Source organism: Pasteurella atlantica (genome assembly GCF_963693435.1).
GTDB lineage: Bacteria > Pseudomonadota > Gammaproteobacteria > Enterobacterales > Pasteurellaceae > Phocoenobacter > Phocoenobacter atlanticus.
In genome coordinates this window covers 476,122-501,868 of record NZ_OY856306.1, presented here as the reverse complement: position 1 = coordinate 501,868, position 25,747 = coordinate 476,122, and the positions used below count along the sequence as shown (strand labels likewise).

Annotated in this window: 27 protein-coding genes; 18 read left to right on the top strand and 9 right to left on the bottom strand. The window is 33.9% G+C overall.

Annotation, left to right across the window (positions count from 1 at the left end; genetic code table 11):
- Positions 1-4: 4 nt before the first annotated feature.
- The 3 genes from gltB to U9966_RS02285 all read right to left on the bottom strand — a co-directional run bounded on the left by gltB (position 5) and on the right by U9966_RS02285 (position 5,489).
- A complete protein-coding gene (gltB, locus tag U9966_RS02295) occupies positions 5-4,471 on the bottom strand; it encodes a glutamate synthase large subunit (protein ID WP_306346694.1) in 4,467 nt (1,488 codons plus the stop codon).
- 303 nt (positions 4,472-4,774) lie between these two features.
- Positions 4,775-4,855, bottom strand: coding sequence for a hypothetical protein (locus U9966_RS02290; protein WP_322631727.1), 81 nt, complete (start codon positions 4,853-4,855; stop codon positions 4,775-4,777).
- 169 nt (positions 4,856-5,024) lie between these two features.
- Positions 5,025-5,489: an outer membrane lipoprotein gene (locus U9966_RS02285; protein WP_306346695.1), complete on the bottom strand. Its 465-nt coding sequence runs from the start codon at positions 5,487-5,489 to the stop codon at positions 5,025-5,027.
- 173 nt (positions 5,490-5,662) lie between these two features.
- Between U9966_RS02285 and argS the strand changes: the two genes are divergently transcribed.
- Positions 5,663-7,390, top strand: coding sequence for an arginine--tRNA ligase (gene argS, locus U9966_RS02280; protein ID WP_306346696.1), 1,728 nt, complete (start codon positions 5,663-5,665; stop codon positions 7,388-7,390).
- Positions 7,391-7,598: 208 nt separating this feature from the next.
- On the opposite strand, the gene U9966_RS02275 is transcribed toward argS, so the two are convergent.
- The 4 genes from U9966_RS02275 to lptM all read right to left on the bottom strand — a co-directional run bounded on the left by U9966_RS02275 (position 7,599) and on the right by lptM (position 11,703).
- Positions 7,599-7,985: a DUF805 domain-containing protein gene (locus U9966_RS02275; RefSeq protein ID WP_306346697.1), complete on the bottom strand. Its 387-nt coding sequence runs from the start codon at positions 7,983-7,985 to the stop codon at positions 7,599-7,601.
- A gap of 93 nt (positions 7,986-8,078) precedes the next feature.
- Positions 8,079-10,361, bottom strand: coding sequence for a formate C-acetyltransferase (pflB, locus tag U9966_RS02270; RefSeq protein WP_306346698.1), 2,283 nt, complete (start codon positions 10,359-10,361; stop codon positions 8,079-8,081).
- A 135-nt stretch (positions 10,362-10,496) separates the two neighbouring features.
- Entirely contained in the window at positions 10,497-11,321 is an 825-nt protein-coding gene (focA, locus tag U9966_RS02265) for a formate transporter FocA (protein WP_306346717.1), read from the bottom strand.
- Between the two features lie 274 nt (positions 11,322-11,595).
- The gene (lptM, locus tag U9966_RS02260; RefSeq protein ID WP_211597837.1) at positions 11,596-11,703 is read right to left on the bottom strand and encodes an LPS translocon maturation chaperone LptM; all 108 of its coding nucleotides are present in this window, start codon (positions 11,701-11,703) and stop codon (positions 11,596-11,598) included.
- Positions 11,704-11,820: 117 nt separating this feature from the next.
- Here lptM and hemH point away from each other — a divergent pair, with 117 nt between their 5' ends.
- Positions 11,821-12,771, top strand: a complete 951-nt coding sequence (gene hemH, locus U9966_RS02255; RefSeq protein ID WP_306346699.1) for a ferrochelatase — start codon at positions 11,821-11,823, stop codon at positions 12,769-12,771.
- 145 nt (positions 12,772-12,916) lie between these two features.
- Positions 12,917-13,537: a TfoX/Sxy family DNA transformation protein gene (locus U9966_RS02250; protein WP_211597835.1), complete on the top strand. Its 621-nt coding sequence runs from the start codon at positions 12,917-12,919 to the stop codon at positions 13,535-13,537.
- A 5-nt stretch (positions 13,538-13,542) separates the two neighbouring features.
- Here the strand turns inward: U9966_RS02250 and rsmI are convergent, their stop codons facing one another.
- A complete protein-coding gene (rsmI, locus tag U9966_RS02245; RefSeq protein ID WP_211597834.1) occupies positions 13,543-14,403 on the bottom strand; it encodes a 16S rRNA (cytidine(1402)-2'-O)-methyltransferase in 861 nt (286 codons plus the stop codon).
- Between the two features lie 60 nt (positions 14,404-14,463).
- Here rsmI and U9966_RS02240 point away from each other — a divergent pair, with 60 nt between their 5' ends.
- From U9966_RS02240 to U9966_RS02170, 15 genes are all read left to right on the top strand, one after another.
- Positions 14,464-16,227: a penicillin-binding protein activator gene (locus U9966_RS02240; RefSeq protein WP_306346700.1), complete on the top strand. Its 1,764-nt coding sequence runs from the start codon at positions 14,464-14,466 to the stop codon at positions 16,225-16,227.
- A 1-nt stretch (position 16,228) separates the two neighbouring features.
- Complete coding sequence (locus U9966_RS02235) at positions 16,229-16,573, top strand: YraN family protein (RefSeq protein ID WP_306346718.1); 345 nt, start codon at positions 16,229-16,231, stop codon at positions 16,571-16,573.
- 53 nt (positions 16,574-16,626) lie between these two features.
- Positions 16,627-17,205: a D-sedoheptulose-7-phosphate isomerase gene (locus U9966_RS02230; protein WP_306346701.1), complete on the top strand. Its 579-nt coding sequence runs from the start codon at positions 16,627-16,629 to the stop codon at positions 17,203-17,205.
- 24 nt (positions 17,206-17,229) lie between these two features.
- Positions 17,230-17,838, top strand: a complete 609-nt coding sequence (gene dolP, locus U9966_RS02225) for a division/outer membrane stress-associated lipid-binding lipoprotein (protein ID WP_306346702.1) — start codon at positions 17,230-17,232, stop codon at positions 17,836-17,838.
- The gene (gene ruvB / locus U9966_RS02220; RefSeq protein WP_306346703.1) at positions 17,835-18,836 is read left to right on the top strand and encodes a Holliday junction branch migration DNA helicase RuvB; all 1,002 of its coding nucleotides are present in this window, start codon (positions 17,835-17,837) and stop codon (positions 18,834-18,836) included. Before dolP ends, ruvB begins: the two co-directional genes overlap by 4 nt.
- A 13-nt stretch (positions 18,837-18,849) precedes the next feature.
- Positions 18,850-19,266: an Imm6 family immunity protein gene (locus U9966_RS02215; RefSeq protein ID WP_090920164.1), complete on the top strand. Its 417-nt coding sequence runs from the start codon at positions 18,850-18,852 to the stop codon at positions 19,264-19,266.
- A gap of 103 nt (positions 19,267-19,369) precedes the next feature.
- Entirely contained in the window at positions 19,370-19,861 is a 492-nt protein-coding gene (locus U9966_RS02210; RefSeq protein WP_306346704.1) for a hypothetical protein, read from the top strand.
- A 27-nt stretch (positions 19,862-19,888) separates the two neighbouring features.
- Entirely contained in the window at positions 19,889-20,596 is a 708-nt protein-coding gene (locus U9966_RS02205) for an SDR family NAD(P)-dependent oxidoreductase (RefSeq protein ID WP_306346705.1), read from the top strand.
- A gap of 112 nt (positions 20,597-20,708) precedes the next feature.
- Positions 20,709-21,434: a hypothetical protein gene (locus tag U9966_RS02200; protein ID WP_306346706.1), complete on the top strand. Its 726-nt coding sequence runs from the start codon at positions 20,709-20,711 to the stop codon at positions 21,432-21,434.
- Positions 21,435-21,448: 14 nt separating this feature from the next.
- Positions 21,449-21,886, top strand: a complete 438-nt coding sequence (locus U9966_RS02195) for a hypothetical protein (protein ID WP_306346707.1) — start codon at positions 21,449-21,451, stop codon at positions 21,884-21,886.
- Between the two features lie 245 nt (positions 21,887-22,131).
- Positions 22,132-22,476: a hypothetical protein gene (locus U9966_RS02190; RefSeq protein ID WP_306346708.1), complete on the top strand. Its 345-nt coding sequence runs from the start codon at positions 22,132-22,134 to the stop codon at positions 22,474-22,476.
- 69 nt (positions 22,477-22,545) lie between these two features.
- Positions 22,546-23,046 (top strand): hypothetical protein, encoded by a 501-nt coding sequence (locus U9966_RS02185; RefSeq protein WP_306346709.1) that lies wholly within the window; start codon positions 22,546-22,548, stop codon positions 23,044-23,046.
- A gap of 91 nt (positions 23,047-23,137) precedes the next feature.
- The gene (locus tag U9966_RS02180) at positions 23,138-24,190 is read left to right on the top strand and encodes a PDDEXK nuclease domain-containing protein (RefSeq protein WP_090923133.1); all 1,053 of its coding nucleotides are present in this window, start codon (positions 23,138-23,140) and stop codon (positions 24,188-24,190) included.
- A gap of 57 nt (positions 24,191-24,247) precedes the next feature.
- The gene (locus U9966_RS02175; RefSeq protein WP_306346710.1) at positions 24,248-24,493 is read left to right on the top strand and encodes a hypothetical protein; all 246 of its coding nucleotides are present in this window, start codon (positions 24,248-24,250) and stop codon (positions 24,491-24,493) included.
- Complete coding sequence (locus U9966_RS02170; protein WP_306346711.1) at positions 24,481-24,987, top strand: type VI immunity family protein; 507 nt, start codon at positions 24,481-24,483, stop codon at positions 24,985-24,987. Before U9966_RS02175 ends, U9966_RS02170 begins: the two co-directional genes overlap by 13 nt.
- A gap of 51 nt (positions 24,988-25,038) precedes the next feature.
- Here the strand turns inward: U9966_RS02170 and sfsA are convergent, their stop codons facing one another.
- Positions 25,039-25,737: a DNA/RNA nuclease SfsA gene (sfsA, locus tag U9966_RS02165; protein WP_306346712.1), complete on the bottom strand. Its 699-nt coding sequence runs from the start codon at positions 25,735-25,737 to the stop codon at positions 25,039-25,041.
- Between the last annotated feature and the right edge of the window lie 10 nt (positions 25,738-25,747).

Below are 25,747 nucleotides of genomic sequence, written 5' to 3'. Positions count from 1 at the left end.
CTCACTATTGGGTAATTACACCAAGTTCATTGATGGTATGGCGATCTTGTCCTAGCAAGCCATCAACATCATTCGATCTGGGTTTAACAAGCACAAAACGTGCAATATATTCTTCCCAATTCTCTAAAATAACTTCTGCTAATGGACTCATTGTCTGCTCAAGATATTGAGAAAGTAAACTCTTTAAATGTACTTGATGCCTTGTTAAATCAACGATAGATACCCCTTCCACTAACTCACCATTGATACGCTCTTGAAGTCGATCATCCACATCCAATACGTAAGCAAAACCGCCAGTCATACCTGCACCAAAGTTAATACCCGTTTTACCTAGCACACATACCACACCGCCAGTCATATATTCACAACCATTATCACCAATACCTTCAACAACAGCGATTGCACCTGAGTTACGAACCGCAAAACGTTCTCCCACTCGCCCTGAAGCATAGAGTGTTCCACCTGTCGCACCATATAAACAGGTATTCCCCGCAATGGTTGAATGCTCTGGTTGGAATGACACGCCAGTATGTGGACGAATAACAATGCTTCCGCCTGCCATACCTTTACCGACATAATCGTTAGTATCGCCAATCAGAGAAATATTCACGCCACCAGATAACCACGCCCCTAAACTTTGCCCTGCTGTTCCCACTAAATTAAGGTCAAAGCGTTGCTGTGGATTGCCTTTATTACCATATTTCTGTGCAATTTTGCCTGAAAGTGTCGCCCCAATAGAACGATCTAAATTGCTGACATCAAAATTCATTTCTAAATGGCAAGGCTCGTCAGATTGCAATACGCTCTCAGCTTCTTTCATTATCGCTTTATTGAGTAAACCTTGATCCATCGGTGGATTACTTTCAATACAATGTGTTGCCCCACCTTTTGGTACTTGCGGTTTATAAAGTAAACTCGTTAAATCAAGTTGTGAGTGCTTCGCCGTTTTACCTTCGATCACCGCCAAAAGATCCGTCCGCCCAATCAGATCCGTTAATTTTTCAACACCGAGTTGTGCCATAATTTCACGTACATCTTGGGCGATAAATTTAAAATAGTTCATCGCTTTTTCAGGTAAGCCGTGATAATGATTTTGACGTAACGTCTCATCCTGTGTGGCAATACCTGTCGCACAATTATTTAAGTGACAAATACGCAAATAACGGCAACCTAATGCAATCATAGGACCTGTACCAAAACCAAAACTTTCTGCCCCTAAAATCGCTGCTTTAATCACATCAAGACCAGTTTTTAAGCCACCATCAATTTGTAAACGGACTTTATGACGTAAATTATTTTCAACCAATGCCTGCTGAGCCTCTGCTAAACCAAGTTCCCACGGTGAACCCGCATATTTGACACTCGTTAGAGGGCTTGCACCTGTGCCACCGTCATACCCTGCAATAGTGATTAAATCTGCATAGGCTTTTGCCACGCCTGTTGCGATGGTGCCAACGCCTGGTAAGGAAACCAGTTTTACTGAAATTAATGCCGTTGGATTGATCTGTTTTAGATCAAAAATTAATTGTGCCAAATCCTCAATAGAATAAATATCGTGATGAGGCGGGGGGGAAATTAAGGTTGAACCCGGTACGGAATAACGTAATTTTGCAATATAAGGCGTCACTTTATCACCTGGAAGTTGCCCCCCTTCACCGGGTTTTGCCCCTTGTGCTACTTTAATTTGAATCACATCAGCACTCATTAAATAAGCAGGCGTTACCCCAAAACGACCTGAGGCGACTTGCTTAATACGAGACACTTTTTCTGTGCCATAGCGAGCAGGATCTTCCCCTCCTTCCCCTGAATTTGAGAAACCACCTAAACGGTTCATTGCAGTTGCTAATGCTTCGTGGGCTTCTGGGCTTAATGCTCCGATACTCATTGCCGCACTATCAAAGCGTTTATATAAATTTTCTGCGGGTTCAACCTGTTCAAGAGGAATAGGCTGTTGTAAGTCTATTTTCAGATGTAATAAATCTCTAATATTGGTAACAGGGCGATTATTTACCACTTCGGTATATTTTTTATAAATCTGATAATCCCCTGAATTCACGGCTTGTTGTAAATAATTCACTACATCAGGATTATAAGCGTGATATTCACCTTGTGGTTTATATTTAAGCTCTCCTCCCATTGGTAATGGTTGGCTAACACGCCACGCTAAGCGGTTGAGCATTATATTATCTTGGTTTAAATGCTCAAAGGAAGCACCACCAATACGACAAGTAATACGAGGGAAACATAAATTGGTAATTTCTTTACTTAATCCTACCGCTTCAAAAAGATGAGCACAACGGTAAGAGGAGATAGTCGAAATACCCATTTTAGACATTATTTTATACAGCCCTTTATCAATCCCTTTACGGAAATTCGCAATAACTTCTCGTAATGGTTTATTCATTGCACCTAGTTTGACTAGCTGCCCTAATGTTTCATAAGCTAAATAAGGGTAGACCGCTGTTGCTCCTAACCCAATTAACACAGCAAAGTGATGAGGGTTACGTGCTGAGCCTGTTTCCACAATAATATTGGCATCACAACGTAAATTTTTCTCAACTAAACGTTGCTGTATCGCCCCCACTGACAATGCCGCAGGAATAGGTAAATTTGTTTTACTAATCAAACGATCAGATACCACAATTAAACCACAACCCTTTCTTGCGGCTTCTTCCGCTTGATCACACAAATCAGCAATGGCACTTTTTAAATCGGTAATATCACGATTATAAGTCGCATCTAAAAATATATGTTTATACCACTGCTGAGGCAATGCCAATATTTGTTGCATATCAGAATAAACTAATATTGGCGATTTAAAATTCACTCTATGGGAGGTACTTTCTGTTTCAAAAAAGACACTCACCTCTTGCCCAATATTTGTGGCAAGGCTCATCACGTGGGCTTCTCGCAAAGGATCGATCGGCGGATTGGTAACCTGTGCAAAATATTGACGAAAATAATCATAAATAACACGAGGCTTTTCAGACAATACCGCAAATGGGGTATCATCACCCATCGACCCTACTGGCTCTTGTCCGTTCTCACCCAATACTTGAATGATATTTTCAAGCTCTTCTTTTGTATAACCAAACTGCTTTTGATAAGTGAGTAGTTGCTCAGGCGTAACCTCAATATCACCAACTTCAGTATCAGACACCTTTTCAAAAGGGGTTAAACGTAATACATTTTTCTCTAACCACTCTCGATATGGGTGGCGATCTTTAATTTCAGCATCAATTTCTGCGGAATGAATTAAGCGACCATTATCAGTATCTATCACTAACAATTCCCCTGGTCCAACACGCCCTTTTTCAATCACTTCATCAGGGGCATAATCCCAAATCCCTACTTCACTGGCAATGGTAATTAACTTATCTTGCGTAATCACATAACGAGCAGGGCGTAAACCATTACGATCCAAATTACAAGCAACGTGACGACCATCACTTAACACAATCCCAGCTGGTCCATCCCAAGGTTCCATATGCATTGCATTAAAATCATAGAAAGCTTTCAAGTCCTCATCCATATCAGGATTATGTTGCCACGCAGGTGGAATCAATAAACGCATTGCTCGAAATAAATCCATTCCCCCATTCACAAAGAGTTCTAACATATTGTCTAACGAACTAGAATCCGAGCCTGTTTCATTGATAAAAGGTGCAATAGTTTGCAAATCAGGGATCAACGGCGTGCTATATTTATATGCCCTTGCTCTTGCCCACGCACGGTTTCCTGAAATGGTATTGATTTCACCATTATGGGCTAGATAACGAAAAGGTTGTGCCAATTTCCATTGAGGTAGCGTATTGGTAGAAAAACGTTGATGAAAGAGACAAATCGCACTTTCCATACGTAAATCCGCCAAATCTAAATAAAATTTAGGCAAATCTTTAGGAATACATAGCCCTTTGTAGATAATAATTTGCGAAGAGAGGCTACAAATATAAAAATCATTATGTTCAATGCGTTTTTCAATACGACGACGTGCCATATATAAACGGCGTTCCATATCCTTAATGCCCCAACCCGGTGGTACATTAATAAATACCTGTTTAATCGCAGGTAAACTGGCTAAGGCAATAGATCCTAAAATAGACCTATTGATCGCTACATCACGCCACGCACTGATGGTTAAGGTTTCTTTGGTTAATTCTTGTTTAATAATCTGTGTATATTGCTCGATTAATTCAGGCTCTGCAGGAAAAAAAATCTGCCCCACCGCAAACTCTTTTGCCAATTTAAACCCTTGCTCTTCAGCAATAAAACGAAAAAAGCGTTTTGGCATTTGCAAGTGTAACCCACAGCCATCCCCTGTTTTTCCATCTGATAACACCGCTCCACGATGTTGCATACGAGAGAGACCTAAAATGGCATTACGCACCACTTTATGGCTTTGTTCACCCTCAATATTTGCGATTAACCCAAACCCACAGTTTTCTCGCACTTCATTTTTATCATATAACATAACACCCCTTCCCACTTTTATATTTCAAAAAAGCCAATTTATTTTGATTTTTATCTCAATTTATATGAAATATAGAATTAACTTTATTATTTTAGATTAGAATTATAAATGATAACAATAAAAAATACTAATGATTGATAAGGTTAATTTGGTTAAAAAGGGATTTTTTTGTGATGAATATAGATTATTTGCTCTATTAAAGAATAAAAAACACACTATTTATGGTTGGCTAAATAAAAAATCGTCTTTCTAATTTGTAAGCTAAAGGGGAAATTACTAATAAGAAAAAACAAGCGGTCACATTCAATCAAAAATTTGCAAATCAGCATTTTTCCACGTTTGTAAACCCATAAATTCTTTGTTGGTATCTGCTTTCTTATAAATTAAGTCAGCGACGGTTTGTCCGTGAATTGCATAGGGGAATTTATGAGCTCGCCCTGATATTAGGGCAAAAAATTAGAACACCACAAGAGTGTTCATAACTTGTATTTCTCTATCTCTTAGTGTTAGTAGAATTAACGAGTATCGCTAACCCTACATATTTTAATAATATTTAAAGTAATGAAACATTAAGATCAGAAGATGAGCCAACTATTCTTACTCGTTTACCTGGTACAAAACCAGCTTCTTTTTTCTGAACCACGACAATTTCTTTACCATTATCTTTGCGAATCACCATTTCCATAGAAACAACTTGATTCATTTTTTGCTCTGTTTTATTACCAAGCACAGCACCTGCAATTGCCCCAACTGCGGTGGCAATTTCTTGACCTTTTCCACCACCGATAGTAGAGCCAAGTACACCACCAAGTGCACCACCACCAATTCCGCCGATAACACCATCACTTTTTGCTTGAATAAGAACGTCACGTACAGAAACAATTTTTCCATAGCTAATTGAACGAGCTTCTTTTGCTTGAGATCCAGTATATACATTTCCGCCATATACATCTTGATTAGCACAACCCACCAAACCTAAACTGATGGCTAAGGCAAATGTTAAACCTAATTTCTTCATTTTATATTCTCCTAAAAATTGAATTTCTTCCATTATTGCACTATTTAAGACAATAATCACTCAAAAGAGTTCTTTTATCAAAAAACAAGCGGTAAGATTGTCGAAAGTTTTTGCAAAATTTAGTATCATCTTATCCATATTTAATACGATTACATTATTAACAGGTTATAAAAATGAATATTCAACAAATTTTATCTAAACAAATTCAGCAAGCAATGGTTTTAGCTGGTGCTGAAGCAAATTGTGAAGCATTGGTGCGTCAATCGGGAAAACCTCAATTTGGGGATTATCAAGCCAATGGTATTATGGGAGCAGCGAAGAAATTAGGGGTCAATCCTCGTGAATTTGCTCAAAAAGTACTGGATCAAATTAATTTAGTGGGTATTGCAGAAAAATTAGAAATTGCAGGACCGGGCTTTATTAACATTTTTTTAGATCCTAAGTGGTTAGAAAAGAATGCAGAATTAGCATTAAAAAGTGAAAAATTAGGCATTGAACTCAACCAAAATCAAAGAGTGGTAGTAGATTACTCTTCACCAAATGTTGCGAAAGAGATGCACGTCGGACATTTGCGTTCAACTATTATCGGCGATGCAGTGGTTCGCTCATTAGAGTTTTTGGGTAACAAGGTTATTCGAGCTAATCACGTGGGAGATTGGGGAACACAATTTGGAATGTTGATTGCTTATCTTGAAAAAATAGAAAATGAGAATGCAACGGCAATGGAATTAAGTGATCTTGAGGCTTTTTATCGTGATGCAAAAAAACATTATGATGAGGATGAAGAGTTTGCAATCAAAGCACGTAATTATGTGGTTAAATTACAAAGTGGAGATGAATATTGCCATAGAATGTGGCGTAAATTAGTTGATATCACAATGCTCCATAACCAACAAAACTATAATCGTTTGAACGTTACTTTAACGGAAAAAGACGTGATGGGAGAGAGTTTATATAACCCGATGTTACCTGAAATTATGGAGGATTTAAAAGCGCAAGGCTTAGCGGTTGAAGATGATGGTGCTTATGTCGTTTATCTTGATGAATTTAAAAATAAAGAAGGGGAGCCTTTAGGTGTAATAGTTCAAAAGCGTGATGGAGGCTTTCTTTATACTACTACAGATATTGCCGCTGCAAAATACCGTTACCATACTTTAAAAGCAGATCGTGCATTAGTTTTTTCAGACTCTCGTCAAGCTCAGCATATGCAACAAGCATGGTTAATTACTCGTAAAGCTGGATATGTACCAGATAGTTTTAGTCTTGAACATCATTATTTTGGAATGATGTTAGGTAAAGATGGTAAACCATTTAAAACACGTACAGGTGGTACGGTTAAGTTAGTTGATTTGCTTGATGAAGCAAAAATTCGAGCAGATAAATTAATTTCAGAAAAAAATCCTGATTTAACACCAGAAGAGAAACAGGCTGTAATTGAAGCTGTGAGTATTGGTTCTGTTAAATATGCCGATTTATCAAAAAACCGTACTACAGATTATATTTTTGATTGGAATAATATGTTAAGTTTTGAGGGCAATACGGCACCTTATATGCAATATGCTTATACTCGAGTAAGCTCTATTTTCAATCGTGCTAATATTGATCCAAAAACATTGGCGGGTAAACTGCTGCTAACAGAGGACAAAGAACGTGCTTTAGCCTTAAAATTATTACAATTTGAAGAAGCCGTGATTATGGTTGCAAAAGAAGGGACGCCACACGTGTTGTGTCAGTATCTTTATGAATTGGCAGGTACCTTTTCAACATTTTATGAGGCTTGTCCGATCCTAAATGCGGAAGAAGATGTAAAACAAAGTCGTTTAAAATTAGCTTATTTAACTGCTCAAACCTTAAAACAAGGATTAGATTTATTGGGTATTAAAACCGTTGAAAAAATGTAGTTTTTACTAAATTGGTATAGGTCTATTTTAATTTGATCTTTGATATATTTTAATGATCAATAACATTAATAAATAGGGTTAGACTTTTAATCCTTTATGCCTATTATTCAATAAGTTAAAATAATAAAAATGGTCAAAAGACTCTTTGCTTTGACCATTTTTTATATTTCATTTATTTTGGCTTCTAAAAGCTCCACCATTGTAAATCTCATTGTAATTTTTTAATTTTTATAAACTCCATATCATTTGGCTTTTCACCATATTTATTTGGTTCTGGTGAGCCTTCTTTATCGCTCAATCTTATTAAATCTAATGTTGTTATATCTATAATATTCCATCCGCTTTTGCCTAAATCGTGTAAACGTCTAGTCATCACTGCAAGCATTGGAAATAAACTGATAAAAAAATAAATAACAAGAATTTCCACAAAAACTTTTTCATCAGAATACTCGGCTAATCCCATTAAGCAGAAAAAAATAATAGCGTAAATTCTTATAAATGAACGATAATATTCAATACTTGCTCTGCCTTTAAAATTAGCATAGTACCTAAATTCATGTAGATAAACACACAACATTATTTTAATTTTATTCATAGCAATAAAAACAAAAAGGACTAAGTCTAATTATATTAAACTTAATCCCTTATTTTGACAATCTTACCTAAAAAATATTAGGTAAGATTTTTATTACATAGATTGTGTAAATGTACGAGTAATGACGTCTTGTTGTTGCTCTTTAGTTAAAGAGTTAAAACGTACTGCATAACCTGAAACACGAATAGTTAATTGTGGGTATTTTTCAGGATTTTCCATTGCGTCTAATAACATTTCACGGTTCATTACGTTTACGTTTAAGTGCTGACCGCCTTCCACTTCTGTTTCGTGGTGGAAGTAACCGTCCATTAAGCCTGCTAAATTACGTTTTTGAGCAAGATCATCTTTACCTAACGCATTTGGTACGATTGAGAAAGTATATGAAATACCATCTTTTGCATACGCAAATGGTAATTTAGCCACAGAGGTTAATGACGCTACCGCACCTTTTTGATCACGTCCGTGCATTGGGTTTGCACCTGGACCGAATGGTGCACCTGAACGACGACCGTCTGGGGTGTTACCTGTTTTCTTACCATAAACCACGTTAGAGGTGATAGTTAATACTGATTGAGTTGGCACAGCATTACGATAAGTTTTAAGTTTTTGAATTTTCTTCATAAAACGTTCAACTAAATCACACGCAAAATCATCTACACGAGAATCGTTGTTACCAAATTGTGGGTATTCACCTTCGATTTCAAAGTCAACGGCGATACCGTCTTCATCACGAATTGGTTTTACTTTTGCATATTTGATTGCTGAAAGTGAATCAGCGGCAACTGAAAGTCCTGCGATACCACACGCCATTGTACGATATACATCACGATCGTGTAATGCCATTAGTGATGCTTCATAGCTGTATTTATCGTGCATATAGTGAATGATATTTAACGCAGTCACATATTGTTTAGCTAACCAGTCCATAAAGGTATCCATACGATCCATTACTTCGTCAAAGTCTAATACTTCAGAAGTAATACGATCAAATTTAGGACCTACCTGCATTTTACTGTTTTCGTCAATACCACCATTGATGGCATAAAGCATTGTTTTCGCTAAGTTTGCACGAGCACCAAAGAACTGCATTTGTTTACCTACGATCATTGGGCTTACACAACACGCAATTGCATAATCATCACTTTGGAAATCTGAACGCATTAAATCATCATTTTCATATTGAACAGAAGAAGTATCAATTGATACTTTTGCACAGTATTCTTTAAATGCTTTTGGTAACTGCTCAGACCAAAGAATAGTTAAGTTTGGCTCTGGAGAAGGTCCCATTGTGTATAATGTGTGTAACATACGGAAGCTGTTTTTAGTTACTAATGTACGACCGTCTAAGCCCATTCCCGCAAATGTTTCTGTTGCCCACATTGGGTCGCCAGAGAATAATTGATCATATTCTGGTGTACGTAAGAAACGCACCATACGTAATTTCATTACTAAGTGATCCATTAACTCTTGTGCGTCTTGTTCTGTAATTTTACCTGCTTTTAAATCACGTTCGATATAAATATCTAAGAATGTTGAAGTACGACCGAATGACATCGCTGCACCATTTTGTGATTTTACTGCAGCAAGATATGCAAAGTATAACCATTGAACCGCTTCTTGTGCATTTTTTGCAGGACCTGAAATATCGTAACCATAAGTGGCAGCCATTTGTTTGATTTGAGAAAGTGCTTTGTATTGCTCTGCAATTTCTTCACGTAAACGGATTGTACCTTCTAAATCTTCCCCATTTTCTAGACGCTCTTGTAATGAATGGAATTGATTTAATTTATCTGCCATTAAGAAGTCAATACCATATAATGCTACACGACGGTAGTCACCAATAATACGACCACGACCATAAGCATCTGGAAGACCTGTGATGATACCTGATTTACGACAACGTAAAATATCTGGAGTATAAACGTCAAATACCCCTTGGTTGTGTGTTTTACGGTATTCAGTAAAGATTTTTTTCACTTGTGGATCTAATTCACGACCATAAACTTTACAAGAACCTTCTACCATTTTAATTCCACCAAATGGAATAATGGCACGTTTTAATGGTTTATCTGTTTGTAAACCAACAATTTTTTCTAACTCTTTATCAATATAACCTGCTGGGTGAGATGTAATTGTTGAAGGAAGATCGGTATCAAAATCAAGAGGTTCGTGAGTACGGTTCTCTTCTTTGATGCCTTCCATTACTTTTGCCCACAACGTTGTTGTTGCTTCTGTTACGTCTGCTAAGAAAGATTCATCACCTTCATAAGGCGTATAGTTTTTTTGAATAAAATCACGTACATTTACGTTTTCTTGCCAATCACCGTGAGCAAAGCCTTGCCACGCTTGTTGCTGAACTTCTGTCATTTGAGTCATCGTTAAATCCTCTATAATTAAAGATAAGTTAAAATTGAAGCGGTTACATATTATAAAAAATTTGCAAAAATTATTTTAAATCTAACCGCTTGTTAATTTGAAATTCCAAAATTTATCAAACAAATAGTGTGCTAATTAATGTTTTCTAATATGTAAAAACCATTGAACCAAACCGATAAAGAATGATCCGCCTACAATATTTCCTAATGTTACTGGAATAAGATTGCTACTAATAAAATGTCCAATAGTTAAATCTGCAAACTGTGCAGGATCAATACTAATTGCACTCCAAAATTCAGGACTTGCACAGTGTTGAATTAAAATTCCCATCGGTACCATAAACATATTTGCCACACAGTGTTCAAAACCAGATGCCACAAACATAGCGATAGGTAAAATTAAGATGAGGGTACGATCGGTTAAACTTTTACCTGCATAGGACATCCAGACACCTGCACACACCATTACATTACACATAATGCCAAGACTAAACGCTTCTACCCAAGTATGATGTAGTTTATGTTGTGAGACTTTTAAAATGGTTAATCCCCATTGACCGTGATCTGCCATATATTGTCCTGCAAACCACATCAATGTCACAATAATTACGCCTCCAACTAAATTCCCTACATACACAATTCCCCAGTTTTTAAACATTTGAGAAAAAGTAATTCGACCACTTGCTTTAGCGATAATGGTAAGTGTTGTAGAGGTAAAGAGGTCTGTGCCAAATACGACACATAACATTAATCCAAGTGAAAAGACGATACCACCAACAAGGTTGGCAATGCCCCAAGGCATACTACCAGCCCCTGTTTTAACAGTGGTATAAAAAACGAATGCAATGGCAATAAATGCACCAGCAAGGATCGCAGAGATAAACGCATATAATGGTTTTTTTAATGCTTTATATACTGCACCTTCTTGTGCAATTTTTGCCATTTCAACAGGAGAATACATCATCATAATTCAACTAAAATTTGAAAGTTTATAAAATTTGTTGAATTATAATCCTTTCATCTCTCTGATTCAAAATGAATTTTGTAAAGTTGAGCTATATCAATTAAATAATCTTTTGTATGTTAATGCATTGTTAAAATTGTGTGTTTTAAATTAGTTTTCATTAACAACCATCATTAGAATTAACTTTAGTTCTTGTGATATTCATTAAAGTTAATTCAAAACGATAGGGGTTATTTTTGTAAAAAATAAAGAGAATGATACCGCTTATTTTTTATTTTGTTTGATGTTGGGTTGGTTCAGTTGGAAAATACAGAGAGCCTTTTACACCACAAGCTGTTAAGCCCATTACAAACATTAAAATGATGATCCACTTTTTCATAATTACCTTAATTTAAAAAATAATGAGGAATTTTATCCAAGATATGCCATAATTTCTAGGATTATACAGTAAATTATATACATAATAAGACAAAAAGAGTAAATTTTGAGGATATAAATGAAAGTTGGAATTTTATTAGCAAATTTAGGGACACCAAATGCACCAACGGTACCTGCGATAAAGCGTTATTTAAAAGAATTTTTAAGTGATCCTAGAGTGATTGATCTACCTAGATTAAAATGGTTACCTATTTTAAATGGCATTGTGTTACCAAAGCGAGCCCCTAAAATAGCAAAACTGTACCAAAGAATATGGTCAGAGCAAGGTTCCCCTCTTTTAGCCATTTCTCGTCAGCAACAACAAGCCATTCAACATTCGTTTAATTTAGAAAATCAAGATGTGGTTGTTGAATTAGGAATGACTTATGGCGAGCCTTCAATCAGTGATGGCGTCACTAGTCTATTGGCTCAAAATGTTGATAAAATAATAGTATTACCTCTTTATCCACAATATAGTAGTACCACCACAGCACCTGTGTTTGATGCTTTTGCTAAAGCACTAAAACAGCATAAAAAAATGGTGCCTTTTGATTTTATTCATAGTTATCATAATCACCCTCTTTATATAAAAGCCCTTGCTACATCAATTCAATTAAAAGAAAGTGAACACTTACTTTTTTCTTTTCACGGTATTCCAAAACGTTATGAAAATGAAGGAGATTTTTATTCGGATCATTGTCGAGAAACCGCTTCTCTGGTTGCTTCATCATTAAATTTAGATGAAAGCAAGTGGTCACTCAGTTTTCAGTCTCGTTTTGGAAAAGAGGAATGGTTGATGCCTTATACTGACAAAGTTTTAGAAAATTATCCTAAAAAAGGTATATCTGAAATAGCCGTGATTTGTGCAGGATTTTCAGTAGATTGTTTGGAAACTTTGGAGGAAATAGCGGTAGAAAATCAGGATGTTTTTTGTAAAAATGGTGGAAAATCTTACCGCTATATTCCAGCATTAAACACGAATAGTGAACATATCCATTTGCTTACTGAATTAATTAAAGAAAGAATTTAAATTCAATTTTTCAATGGGTTAATAATCATTTTGCGATCTAGATCGCAAAAATTTCTTAAAATCGAGCTTACTTATTTATTTCATTTTATAGTAGATATTAAAATTAATTTTAATATTCATCTTTATGTATTTATAGGAGCTTATGATGAATAAAATAGATAACAAGACAAAAGAAATTAGAGAATTATTGGCACCCATAGTTGAAGGTTTAGTGATCAAAACTTATTTTTCTTATTATGGTTTATTCAAAGATAATTTAATGTTTGGATTATATAAAGACAATAAATTGTATTTGAAGATATCTAAGGAATTTATTCGGGATGAACATTATTCTACTTTTTTTAATGAAAATTCTGTTTTAATGTGTGATTTTTATTTTGTTGCAGAAAATCAATGGGATAAATTTTTTAAAGATGCAGATTGGTTGCTTTCTCTAATTCAATCACTTAAAACAGAGAGAGAAAAAGTAACTGCAAAGAGGTTAATTCGTCATCTACCTAATATGAATATTAATTTAGAGCGATTATTGCAGCGAAATGGAATAAAAACAGTGGGTGAATTACATCATTTAGGTGAAGTTGATGTTTTCGTTAAACTCATTGAAAAAGGGTTTGATGTTACAGAACCCCTATTGTTCAAATTACACGGAGCATTGAATAATCAACTTGTATATACTTTAAATAACAAACAAAAAGAGTATCTGCTTGAAGAAGCAGATACAGCCTTATACAATGCTGGACTACGAAAACGTTTTACGAAAAAATGATGTCGTTATTTAAGAAATGCTAAGCCATATTGGTATAATGCATTCTTTTTATAACCAAAAATATCAGCAACAAGAGACGCTGCTTTTTTTAATGGTAATTCTTGAGTTAATAATGTCAATGCTTTAATGGCTTGTGGAGAGAGCTCTTCGGTTTCTTTAGTTAGTTTTCCTTCTACGATGAGTACAATTTCTCCTCTTGTACGATTATTTTCTTCTTTTAACCAGTTTGTGAGTTGTGACAACGTGTTGCCATAAATGGTTTCCCACGTTTTTGTGAGTTCTCTTGCTATAACAATATAACGTTCATCTCCCCATATATTTTGCATATCTTGGAGAGTATCCAAAATACGGTGAGTAGATTCATAAAAAATAAGTGTTCGACTTTCATCTTTTAATTCTTGAAGTTTATCACAGCGAGCTTTTGTTTTAGCAGGTAAAAAACCTTCAAAACTAAATCTATTTGAAGCAACGCCAGCAGCACTTAATGCAGTAATAGCTGCACAAGCACCTGGAATGGGGATTACTTGGATGTCATTTTTTTTGCATTCACGCACCAAATGAAAACCTGGGTCACTTATAAGGGGGGTTCCTGCATCAGAAATAAGGGCAATATTTAAACCTTGTTGTAGTTTTTCAACTAATGTTGTCGCTTTTTGCTGCTCATTATGATCGTGTAATGCAAAAAAAGGTTTTTTTATTCCATAGTGGCTAAGTAGTAATCCACTATGGCGAGTGTCTTCTGCTGCAACGAGATCAACTTGCTCAAGTGTTGTAAGTGCTCGTTGAGTGATGTCATTAAGATTTCCAATTGGTGTGGCAACAATATATAATTTACCATATTGTTGAGAATTTTGATTGTTTTTCATTTGCTTTTTGCTCATTAGCTCAGTAATATCTTTAAATAATTTGTTATGAAGGAATTTTATATGTCTATTTTAGTACAAAAACATACACGACAACAGCTAACTTTAAAACAAAAAATAAGAACCATTTTAATGCCAATAATAATGGTTGTTTTTTTATCAGCTTGTACAGGCGTGGGGCTTTTTAAAAATGAAGTCACTGAATCACTAAAAAATGATGCTTATTCAAGCTCAGAATTTTATGTTAATAAAATGGTACACAGCAAAGATGCTGAAACCAAACAGAGTTATCGTTTATTGGCTATTCGTCAATTATTAAATGAAAATAAAGTTGTAGAAGCAAAAAATATGTTTAAACGACTTGTTATATTGGTTGATGCACAGAGAATAGAGTACAAATTATTAACCGCTAAACTGATGGCGATGGAACATAAAAATATTGAAGCAAACCATTCTCTTAAAGCAATATCTTTATCGCAATTAAGTCACTCTCAAACTAAACGTTATTATAATGTTTTAGTAAAAATTGCAGAAAATAAAAAAAATATTATTGAAGCAGTAAGAATGCGTATTTTATTGGAGAAATATTTAACAAATATTCCTGAATATCAACAGAATAATAACAATATTTGGGCATTGTTAAGAAGTGCTAATAAACAAATGCTTTCTCAAACAGATATAAAATCAGGGGAATATTCATTAGCGGGATGGTTATCGCTTATCGAACTTTATAATGATAATCTGGGTGCACCAGAAGTGCTGCCACAAGCAATTAATAATTGGAAAATGCAATATCCAAATCATAGTGCAAGTAAAGTATTACCAACGGAGTTGAAGGCAATTACAACATTTAAACAAACAACCTTTGATAATATTGCGTTGTTATTGCCATTAAGCGGTGATTTGCAATTTCTTGGTGACATTATTCAACAAGGATTTAATGATGCTCGTGGTACAGAAGATATGACAACGGTAAATATTTTTGATACGAGTGCTGAATCATTATCATCTTTGATACAAAAAGCACAAGAATCAGGTGCACAAGCTATTGTTGGACCGTTACTAAAATCAAAAGTAGATGAAATGTTTAGTCAATCTAATATTGATGGATTAAGTATTTTAACATTGAATGCAACGAAAAACTCCCGAGTAAGAACGAAGGTCTGTTATTACGGATTAGCGCCAGAAACAGAAGCACATTCTGCAGCAAATAAAATATATAAAGATAATATTGACCAAGTGATTGTATTTGCTCCAAATAATGATTTTGGACGACGTTCCGCAAATGCGTTTGTTTCTCAATGGAGAAAATTAACCAATAATGATGCTAATGTACGGTACTATGATCAAGCAGCAGATATTGTAAATAAATTACAAAATGAAGAAGGAAAAGCTCTTTACTTTTTGGGTACTGCTGATCAATTATTAGAGGCAAAAGAATCACTGAGTAGTTCTCATTTTGCAAATCAATTTGCGATTTATAGTTCTTCTCGTAGTCATTCTCCAAATAGTAATGCAGATTTTTATATTACAATGAATGGTGTTAAATTTAGTGAAATTCCATTATTAACGGATAAATCTTCACAAGAATATAAAAAAGCACGTAAAGTTGCTAAAAATGACTATTCGATGATGCGTTTGTATGCGATGGGAGCTGATGCTTGGACGTTAATTCATCACTTTAACGAATTACGTCAAATTCCAGGTTTTACCATTTCAGGATTAACAGGAGAATTAAAAGCCAGTGTTGATTGTCATGTAGAACGAGGTATGAAATGGTTACAATATAATGGTGGTTCTATTTCAGAAATGAGTGCTTCAGAATAAAATGCGTCATCAAGGTGCTATTTTTGAACAAAAAGCTCGCTTATTCTTAGAACAAAAAGGATTGCTCTTTGTTGCGGCAAACCAAACGTTTAAGTGTGGCGAGCTTGATTTAATTATGAAACAAAATACCACCTTTGTTTTTGTAGAAGTTAGACAACGTAAAAATGCAAATTTTGGTAGTGCTGTAGAAAGTATCACTTATACTAAACAACAGAAATGGTTGAATGCGGCAGATTTATGGTTAGCAAGACAAGGATTAAGTCTCGATAGTGCAGATTGTCGTTTTGACGTGATTGCTTTTGAAGGAACAAATGAACCTCTTTGGATCCCTAATTTTTTAGATTAAATTTGCAAATTTTTTTAATAATGTTACCGCTTACTTTTATATAAGAATAAAAAATGTTACAAAAAATAAAAGATCGATTTCAGGAAAGTATTCAAATCCAACTTGCTTCTTCTGAATTATTGCCTCAAGCAATAGAGCAAGCAGCAAAAAAGATAGCTGAATGTTTATTAAAAGGTAATAAGATTATTGTGTGTGGTTCTGGGCGTTCTTACAGTAATGCACAACTTTTAGTGAGTCATTTATCAAATCGTTATGATTTAGCTCGACCAAGCTTTCCAAGTGTATTGCTGAGTTTTGAAGGTGTTTTAGCCACAATGTCAGTGCAGGATGATGATATTCATTCACTCTATAAAAAACAACTTCAAGCAGTGGCAAAAGAAGGGGATATATTGATTGTATTTTCTCCATTTGGTAATGAAGACATTGTTTTAAATGCAATTTATAGTGCGGTTAATGAAAATTTAGGTATTATTGCATTTACAAGTAGTCATAATCATCATACCGCTGGGTTATTAGCAAAAACAGATACAGAAATCGCCATTGCGTCTAATAATGAAATGCGTATTATTGAAGGACATTTATTTAGTTTAAATTTAATGTGTGAATCAATAGATACGTTGCTCTTTTCTTAATTAATATTTATAAGGAATATTATTATGTTTAATTTAACGTTAAAAAAAATAAGTGTAATTACTTTGCTTTCAGCTAGTTTACTATCCTTACAAGGCTGTGTAACTGCTGCTGTTGTAGGTACTGTTGGAGCGGTTGCGGCGGCAACTAAAGTGGCAACAGATCCTCGAACAGCAGGAAGACAAATAGATGATGAAACCTTAGAAGAAAAAATTAATTATCGCTTAAATAAAGATGCACAATTAAAAGAAGAAGCAAGAGTTGTGATAGTGTCTTACAATGGTAAAGTTTTATTAGCAGGTCAAGCACCTAATAAAATTGCGGCAGATACTGCAAGAAAAATTACTTTAGGGCAACAAGGTGTGAGACTGGTTTATAACGAAATACGTATTGCGAAAAAAATAGGTGCTGGGCAGATCACAACAGATGCGTGGATAACAACGCAAGTTAAAACGCAGCTATTGGCTAACGTATATGTAAAAAGCAATAATGTTAAAGTTCTCACTGAAAATGGTGAAGTTTTCTTAATGGGACACGTTACGCCTAAGCAATCACAAGTTGTGATAAATATTGCTCGCCATACAAAAGGGGTGAGAAAAGTTATTCCAGCTTTCAGTTATATTAAAACACAATGATAGAAGCAGATAGAATTATCAGTGCCTCTTCTCAGCCAGAAGAAGAGGTTATTGATCGTGCAATCCGACCAAAATTATTGGCTGATTATGTGGGACAACCTACGGTTCGAGAGCAGATGGAAATTTTTATCCAAGCCGCTAAAATGCGTCAAGATGCCCTCGATCATCTATTGATATTTGGACCTCCGGGGTTGGGAAAAACTACCCTTGCTAATATTATTGCCAATGAAATGGGCGTGAATATTCGTACCACTTCAGGACCAGTACTTGAAAAAGCAGGGGATTTGGCGGCAATGCTCACTAACCTTGAGCCTTATGATGTCCTTTTTATTGATGAAATTCACCGTCTCTCCCCAATGATTGAAGAGATATTGTATCCCGCAATGGAAGATTATCAGTTGGATATAATGATTGGTGAAGGACCTGCTGCTCGTTCCATTAAGTTAGATCTCCCTCCTTTTACATTAGTTGGTGCAACCACTCGAGCTGGTTCTCTTACTTCGCCATTACGAGATCGTTTTGGTATTGTGCAACGTTTAGAATTTTATTCTGTAGAAGATCTAACTTCCATTGTTACACGAAGTGCCAATTGCTTAAATTTAGCCTTGTCTAATGAGGCTGCAATTGAAATTGCTCGCCGTTCACGAGGTACACCTCGAATTGCAAACCGTTTATTACGTCGAGTACGAGATTTTGCGGATGTTAAAAATAGCGGTGTGATTTCTAAAGAAATTTCCCAACAAGCCCTTAAAATGCTGGATGTCGATCCAAAAGGGTTTGATTTTATGGATAGAAAATTATTACTTGCTGTGATTGAACGCTTTGATGGAGGACCTGTTGGGCTAGACAACTTAGCAGCAGCCATTGGCGAAGAGCGAGATACCATTGAAGATGTATTAGAACCTTACCTTATTCAACAAGGCTTTTTACAACGCACCCCAAGAGGACGTATCGCAACATCAAGAACCTACTCTCATTTTGGTTTTAGTGAAAATTAATGAGTAAAAAGTTATGCAAAAATCTGATTTTTTAACATTAACAGATATAGAAAAATGTAAAGCGGTGTTGAAAGTTTGTGAGCAAGTTATTCCCTTATTAAAAGATAATCAAAATATTTATACAGCAGTAAACCCTGCCACAACTAAAGCAAAACAGTTTGTACTACAACAAGATATTCAAGCAAGTGCTATCAGTGTATTTTTGGATAATATTGATGAAGATAATGATTTAGGAATGTTAGTTTATCAAGTAAAAAATGATAAAGAAGAGCAGGCATTAGATATCATAATCTATATTATTGGTTTTATTGCAAATATTGCCCATAAAATGGAAAATACAATTTCTTTGATGCCAGCACCTGTTATTGAAGCAACTGATGAGGTTGTATTTGAAATTTTTGCTTTATATGAAAAATTACAAGTACAATAGTCAAATATAAGGTTACTTTATTTTTAGATAGAGTGACGGTATATTTTAACATAACATATTGATATAAGGCAGGGCATTCCCTGTCTCCACGTAAGGAGCTATTATGAAATCAATAATGACTAAACAAGAAACAATAAGAAGTGAAAACTTATTTCATTTATTAGAAGATTATAGTGAAGATCTCCCTCAAGAGAAAAAAGAATCTATTTTAGAGCAAGTAAATAAAATCGCAGTAATGCATACAGATATTGATACCTTAGATAACTACTGGTGCTCGATGAGTTTAGACGAGTTTTGTGATAGTTTAGCTATTCAGCCAATTGAGGTTGGCACGATAAGTGAAGCAGAAATAAATGAGGGTTTACGGTTAATTTGGGAAACAGAACCACCAGAGCAAATGTATTATTTAGAAAAATATACTAAAGTTATCGAAGATTATTATAAAAGATCAGAGGGAACGATATCAGATATGTTATTTTGGTCTAATTATAGTGAAGAGGATATAAATACTGTTATTAACGCATTGAAAAGTAATGAAGAATTAATTTTTGAATTTGATGGCAGCGTTTATGGTAAGTCAATAAAGTTACAATAAATACATATCTACAAGGAGAAGGAAAAAATGGAATTATCCAATAAAATTATTGTTATAACTGGGGCAAGTACAGGCATTGGTAAGCAATTAGCGTTAAGACTGGCAAAAGAAAAATGCCAATTGGCATTAATTGCTCGCAATGAAAAACAGTTAGTAGAAGTGGTAAAACAAGCCAAGGAGCTCGGTGCTGTTAATACCAACTATTATATCTGTGATATTTGTGATACTGAAAAATTAGAATTAACGTTACAATCCATTGTTTCCGATTTTGGTACTGTTGATGTTCTTATTAATAATGCTGGAATTTGGCAAAAATTAATGCCTGTGGATGAGATGGATGCCAAAATGGTTGACGATATTATTCAAACTAATTTGTTGGCGGTTATTCATACCACACGCTTATTGCTTCCTGTTTTAAGACAACGTGAAGAAGCTCGTATCATTAACATTGTTTCAAAGTCAGGGGTTGTTGCACAACAGAACCAATCGGTTTACACCGCAAGTAAATATGGAATTCGAGGTTTTACTGAAGTATTAAAGCAAGATTTAGCAGAGACCAATATAAAAATTGCAGGTGTTTATCAAAGTGGTACTAATACTGAGATGTTTGCCAAAAGTGGTGATAATTTTGATACACAAAACTTTACTAATCCTGAAGATTTGGCTGACGTTATTGCTTATATGCTTTCTCAACCAGATAAAATATGGTTACACGATGTTCGAGTGGGTAAATAGTAAATTATTTTTGAAATAGCAGATAATATTATAAAAAATGTTATCTGTTTTCATTTTGTCCTAAATCTACTATTATGGGAAAGCCTTTGAATATAAGAACATAGGAAAAAAGATGAAAAAACACATAAAACAAAGTTTTGCTTTAGTTAGTTTGTTGACACTGACTGCCTGTGATTTTCACACTTCAGTTATTACTCCTCTCTCCTCTCAATATGTTGATATTAGCAAATCACTTTTACCAGAAAAAATATTTAAGGGGTCTGATAGCCAAAATAAAAAGCAAAATAGTGCAAAATTGACCTTTGAAGAAGAGCAGGAAGCAATAAGACAATTACTTCTTAATTCAAAACCTAACGAAAATATAAAGTCTAATCCTATACTGCAAGATTTGTATATTAAAGGTCTTGTAAAACAAATAGATAATAAAATTCATTTTAACATTCCTTTTAATCTTCACGACCTTGATTGTGGTGCCCCTGATTGTTATTCCAGTGATCTAACCTTTGAAATTATCGAAACAACGCCCATTCAATTTCCTAAAAAAATAGATTTTACGCTATTAGAACACGGTTGTGGAATTGAAAATGCGATACTAAAAAAAGGGGTATTTGAACTTGTAGAAGCCTCTCCTAAATATGTTAATTACTATTCTAAACAACAAAACAGTCATTTAGTTATTCAAGAAAGAGCGGTTTATTACTTCCCTGATACAAAACCAAATGAAATAAAAGTAAAGTCAATTAAGAAAATATTTAAAGAGGGAGATGAGGATAAAATACCCTATCAATCCACTATTATGAATGCAACTTATAGCGAGTTTGAATTTCTCTTAAATTAAAAAGGATAAACCAAATGAAAAAAATATATATTTATTTAAGTTTACTTATACTCACCGCCTGCGATCTGCGTATGCCTTTTGTTGCTGAACCCTACTACCAACCAACAAATATTAGTCACTCATACTTAGTGGGGAAAATATTTAAAAGCCCTAGAGATCAAATAACCCTCAAATTTTATGATAATAATAAAGTAGAATTGAGCAAAATCATTAAAAATGCTAAAGCTAAAATAATAGATAAAGTTGTCTTTACAGGTACATATTCTTTTGAATACCGTGATTATGATTACAGTAAATATATATATACAGAAAAAAAGCAAGAGCAATATATTAAAATTAAAGATAATAAGGGGATTTATGAGGTCGTCTTCTTTGTTTATCGTCCTCACCGTTTAATTTCTGAAAAAGGGAATATTGGGGAACACCGAGGGTATGATTTGTATTTAGAATAAGAGAAGTAAAAGGGTAGTAATGATAAAAATTATCCATATATGGATTTTGTATATACGAGAATACTTACATTAGCAGGTAAAACAAATAATCATATTAAAAAAGAAAGAATTAAACAAGGACTTGAAGAAACCCCTAAAAAATCAAAAAAGTCAGATAATATTGTCAATTGGTTTTTAAATAGTAAATAGTTAATAAAGCGGTAGGATTTTTATAGGAATTTGCAAAGATTAACTTTAAGGAAAATATGAATATGTTTAAAAATAAACTGTATATTTACAATATATTAACTATTCTTTATGTCGTGTGTTTTTCTGTGTGGATTTTTGAAACCGAACTATCAACAGATATAGGTCAATATTTGCTCTATTTATTATGGGTAGTTATTCCTGATGATAAAGAGATGATAGGATTGTTTATTTATACACCATTAATCCCTTTTTGTATTCAAATGTATTTTAAAATACGACAAAAAGGATTTAAACATCATACTTATATTATGCTTAGTATCAACTTAATTTTAATGTTTGTTATTTCATACCTTATCTTTTATTGTATTTTCTTTGGTTTTTATCATGCAGGTGAGGTATAAAGCAAATAATAAGCGGTAACATTCCATCCCAAATTTACAAATTGTACCTACAACAAAAGGAAGAATAATATGGTAAAACATTACAATATTTCTACACAATCACAAGCAAATATAAAAGACAGTATTTGGCTTATTTGCAATGACGGTATAAATACTATTCAAATAGCTCTATCTATGCTAGGTAAAGAAAGAATTTTTGTAAATAATAAATTGGTCGTAGAAAAAAGAAATCTGAAGCTAACAAGTACGAGTGAATTTACAGATGATAAGGGTAATGCTTATAAAGTTACATTTAAGGTATTGAGCCTAGTAAAAGGAATTTACGAATGTGTAGTACAACGAAATAATGAAGTGGTTAAGGTTTTTAGCATAAAATATCAACACACAAAAAGTAAACGTCTTTCAGTAATAAGAATTTTAATTTTGCTTTTAATCGGTTTTTCTTGTGGACTTTTACAGGCTATATATGGTTTTTCACACATTATATCTGTTATTGTTATCGTATTGAGTATCATTCTTTTAAATAAAAACAAATGTACTAAAAGTAAGTATATTATTGAAGAGTTGTAGTAGGATAAATAGCGGTAACATTTTTATAGGAATTTACGAAAACAAACCTAACTTTGTTATACTTTAAGTGGTTAAATTATAAAGGTAAAAAATGAGCAACATAATTAAAAATACTAAAAATAACTTTTTACAGTCTGTGAGTGAATTACTTATTCAGTCTAGACAAAAAGTAACAACAGCAATCAATATATCAATGGTTTATACTTATTTTGAGATAGGTAGAATGATTGTTGAAGAAGAGCAAAATGGTAAAGAAAAAGCGGGTTATGGGCAAAATTTAATTACAGAATTATCAGAGCATCTGACTTCTCAATTTGGAAAAGGATTTTCTAAAACAAATATAAAACAAATGAGGAAGTTTTATCTAGAATATAGTCAAAAAGCAATTGGTCAGACAGTGTCTGACTTATTGGGTGAAAAATCTACAAATACTAAAAATTATGACTTTTCATTAAGTTGGTCGCATTATTTAAAACTAATGAGAATTAAAAATATTCAAGAGCGACAGTTTTATGAAATTGAAGCAAGAGAAAACAATTGGAGTTTATCAGAATTAAATCGTCAATTTGATAGTTCGTTATATGAGCGTTTGGTTTTAAGTAGAGATAAAGAAAAAATAAAAGAATTATCAATAAAAGGGCATATTGTAGAAACACCAAAAGATATTTTAAAAGAGCCTTATGTTCTTGAATTTTTAGGTTTACCTGAATTAAGTTCATATTCTGAACAAGATTTAGAAAGTAAGATAATAGATAATTTGCAAAAATTTCTTTTAGAATTAGGTAAAGGGTTTACTTTTGTTGGAAGACAGGTACGCATCAGTTATGATGAAGAACATTTTTTTATAGATTTAGTGTTTTATAACCGTCTATTAAAATGTTTTGTGTTATTTGATTTAAAAATTGGGAAAATTAAACATCAAGACATAGGGCAGATGCAGATGTATGTAAACTACTATGACCGCAAAATAAAATTAGATGATGAAAATAAAACCATTGGTATTTTACTCTGTAAAGATAAAAAACAATCATTGGTAGAAATGACACTACCTGAAGATAACGAGCAAATGTTTGCTGTAAAATATGAAACCGTTTTACCAAGTAAAGAAGATTTACAGAGATTAATTGAAATTGATAAATCATAATCTCAATATTGGGATTATCGCCGTCAATTATCGTTAGAGTCAGATGTACGAGAATCAATGTCTGATATTGCCTTTAAGTTTGATGCTTTTAATTCGCCAAAAATACCTGATTATGTTGGAGCTATTCGTTTAATGCTTCCGTATAATACCGTATCAGAAATGGGTGCTTCTGAATTTATTTCAAAAGTATTAGATTTATGTAGTGAAATGAAATTTTTATCAGGAAATGTTGGTTTTACGGTTAATCGAGATTACGCACATACCAACTATCCAAATAAATGGAGTAAATTATGGCGAGAATAAAAAAATATTTACTCTTAGACCCTACTAAATTTGAAGGTTTTTGGAATATGTTTCAATACTGTAATCAAGAAACTAATGAAAGAAAGTTTCTTCACGTATTAAAAAGAATTGATTGGCTTACCTTTATAAATCATAGATTGATTGATAAGTTAGGCGGTATTGACACCTTAACAAAAAATTTAACAATAGATTTTGACGGTAGTATTATTAAAGATGTTATTTTACATAAGTTACCACACGGCATTTGCGTACAAGCAGGGGCTGAACCTATCATTGGCGACATTAGCAACCTTGATTATAAGGCTTTATCCCCTTATAGGCATATTGGTAGTGCATTAAAACCTGTAACGATATTGCAAAACGAGTATGGTTATGATGTAAAAGAATTTAATTTTGGTGGTATGTCAGGCGGTGGAATTAGTTCTAATTTTTGGATCGAAAAAGCTTTTCCTTTATTGATAAAAAGATATAAACAACTCAGTAATCGTAAATAAAGCGGTACGATCTTGATAAAAATTTGCAATTAAAGTGTCTAACTATAAATATCAAACTACTCTCTGAACAAGCTCCATCGCAACAGGAACCCCATTATCAATAGTAAATTTTGCTTTGTAACAGACCGCTTGTATACCTTTTTCAAGGGCTTGCTGAAATAGCTCAGCATATTTAGGATCAATCTGTTTGGCAACCTCAAAAGTGTGAATGCCAGAATGCAAAATAGCAAAGAAAATAACCGCTGAATAACCTTGTTGTGCCATTATGGTCAGTTCCCTTAGGTGTTTTTGACCTCGTAAGGTTTGGGTATCAGGGAACATTCCTATGCCATTTTCTGTTAATAGCGTGGTGGATTTCACTTCGACAAAGCAGCTTTCATCAAGTAAAAAATCAATACGACTCTTTTCTTCGCCATATTTTACTTCTGCTTGAATATGTTGATATTGAGCCAGTTCCTCAATCCATTTATGTTGCAATGCCTCATTAACTAATTGATTGGCTCGTTGTGTATTCACACAAATAAAATCGCCTTGTTGTGTTTCAGTGAGTTCCCAAGTGTGGGCATATTTACGTTTTGGATTATCTGAGGTAGAAAACCATACTCGATCGCCCTCTGTTGCGCAACCTGTCATTGCTCCAGTATTAGGGCAATGAATAGTAATTTGCTCTCCATTAGGCAACATTATATCTGCTAGAAAACGTTTATAACGTTTGATTAATATACCTTGTTTTAGTGGTGGAAGTTGCATCGTTGTCCTT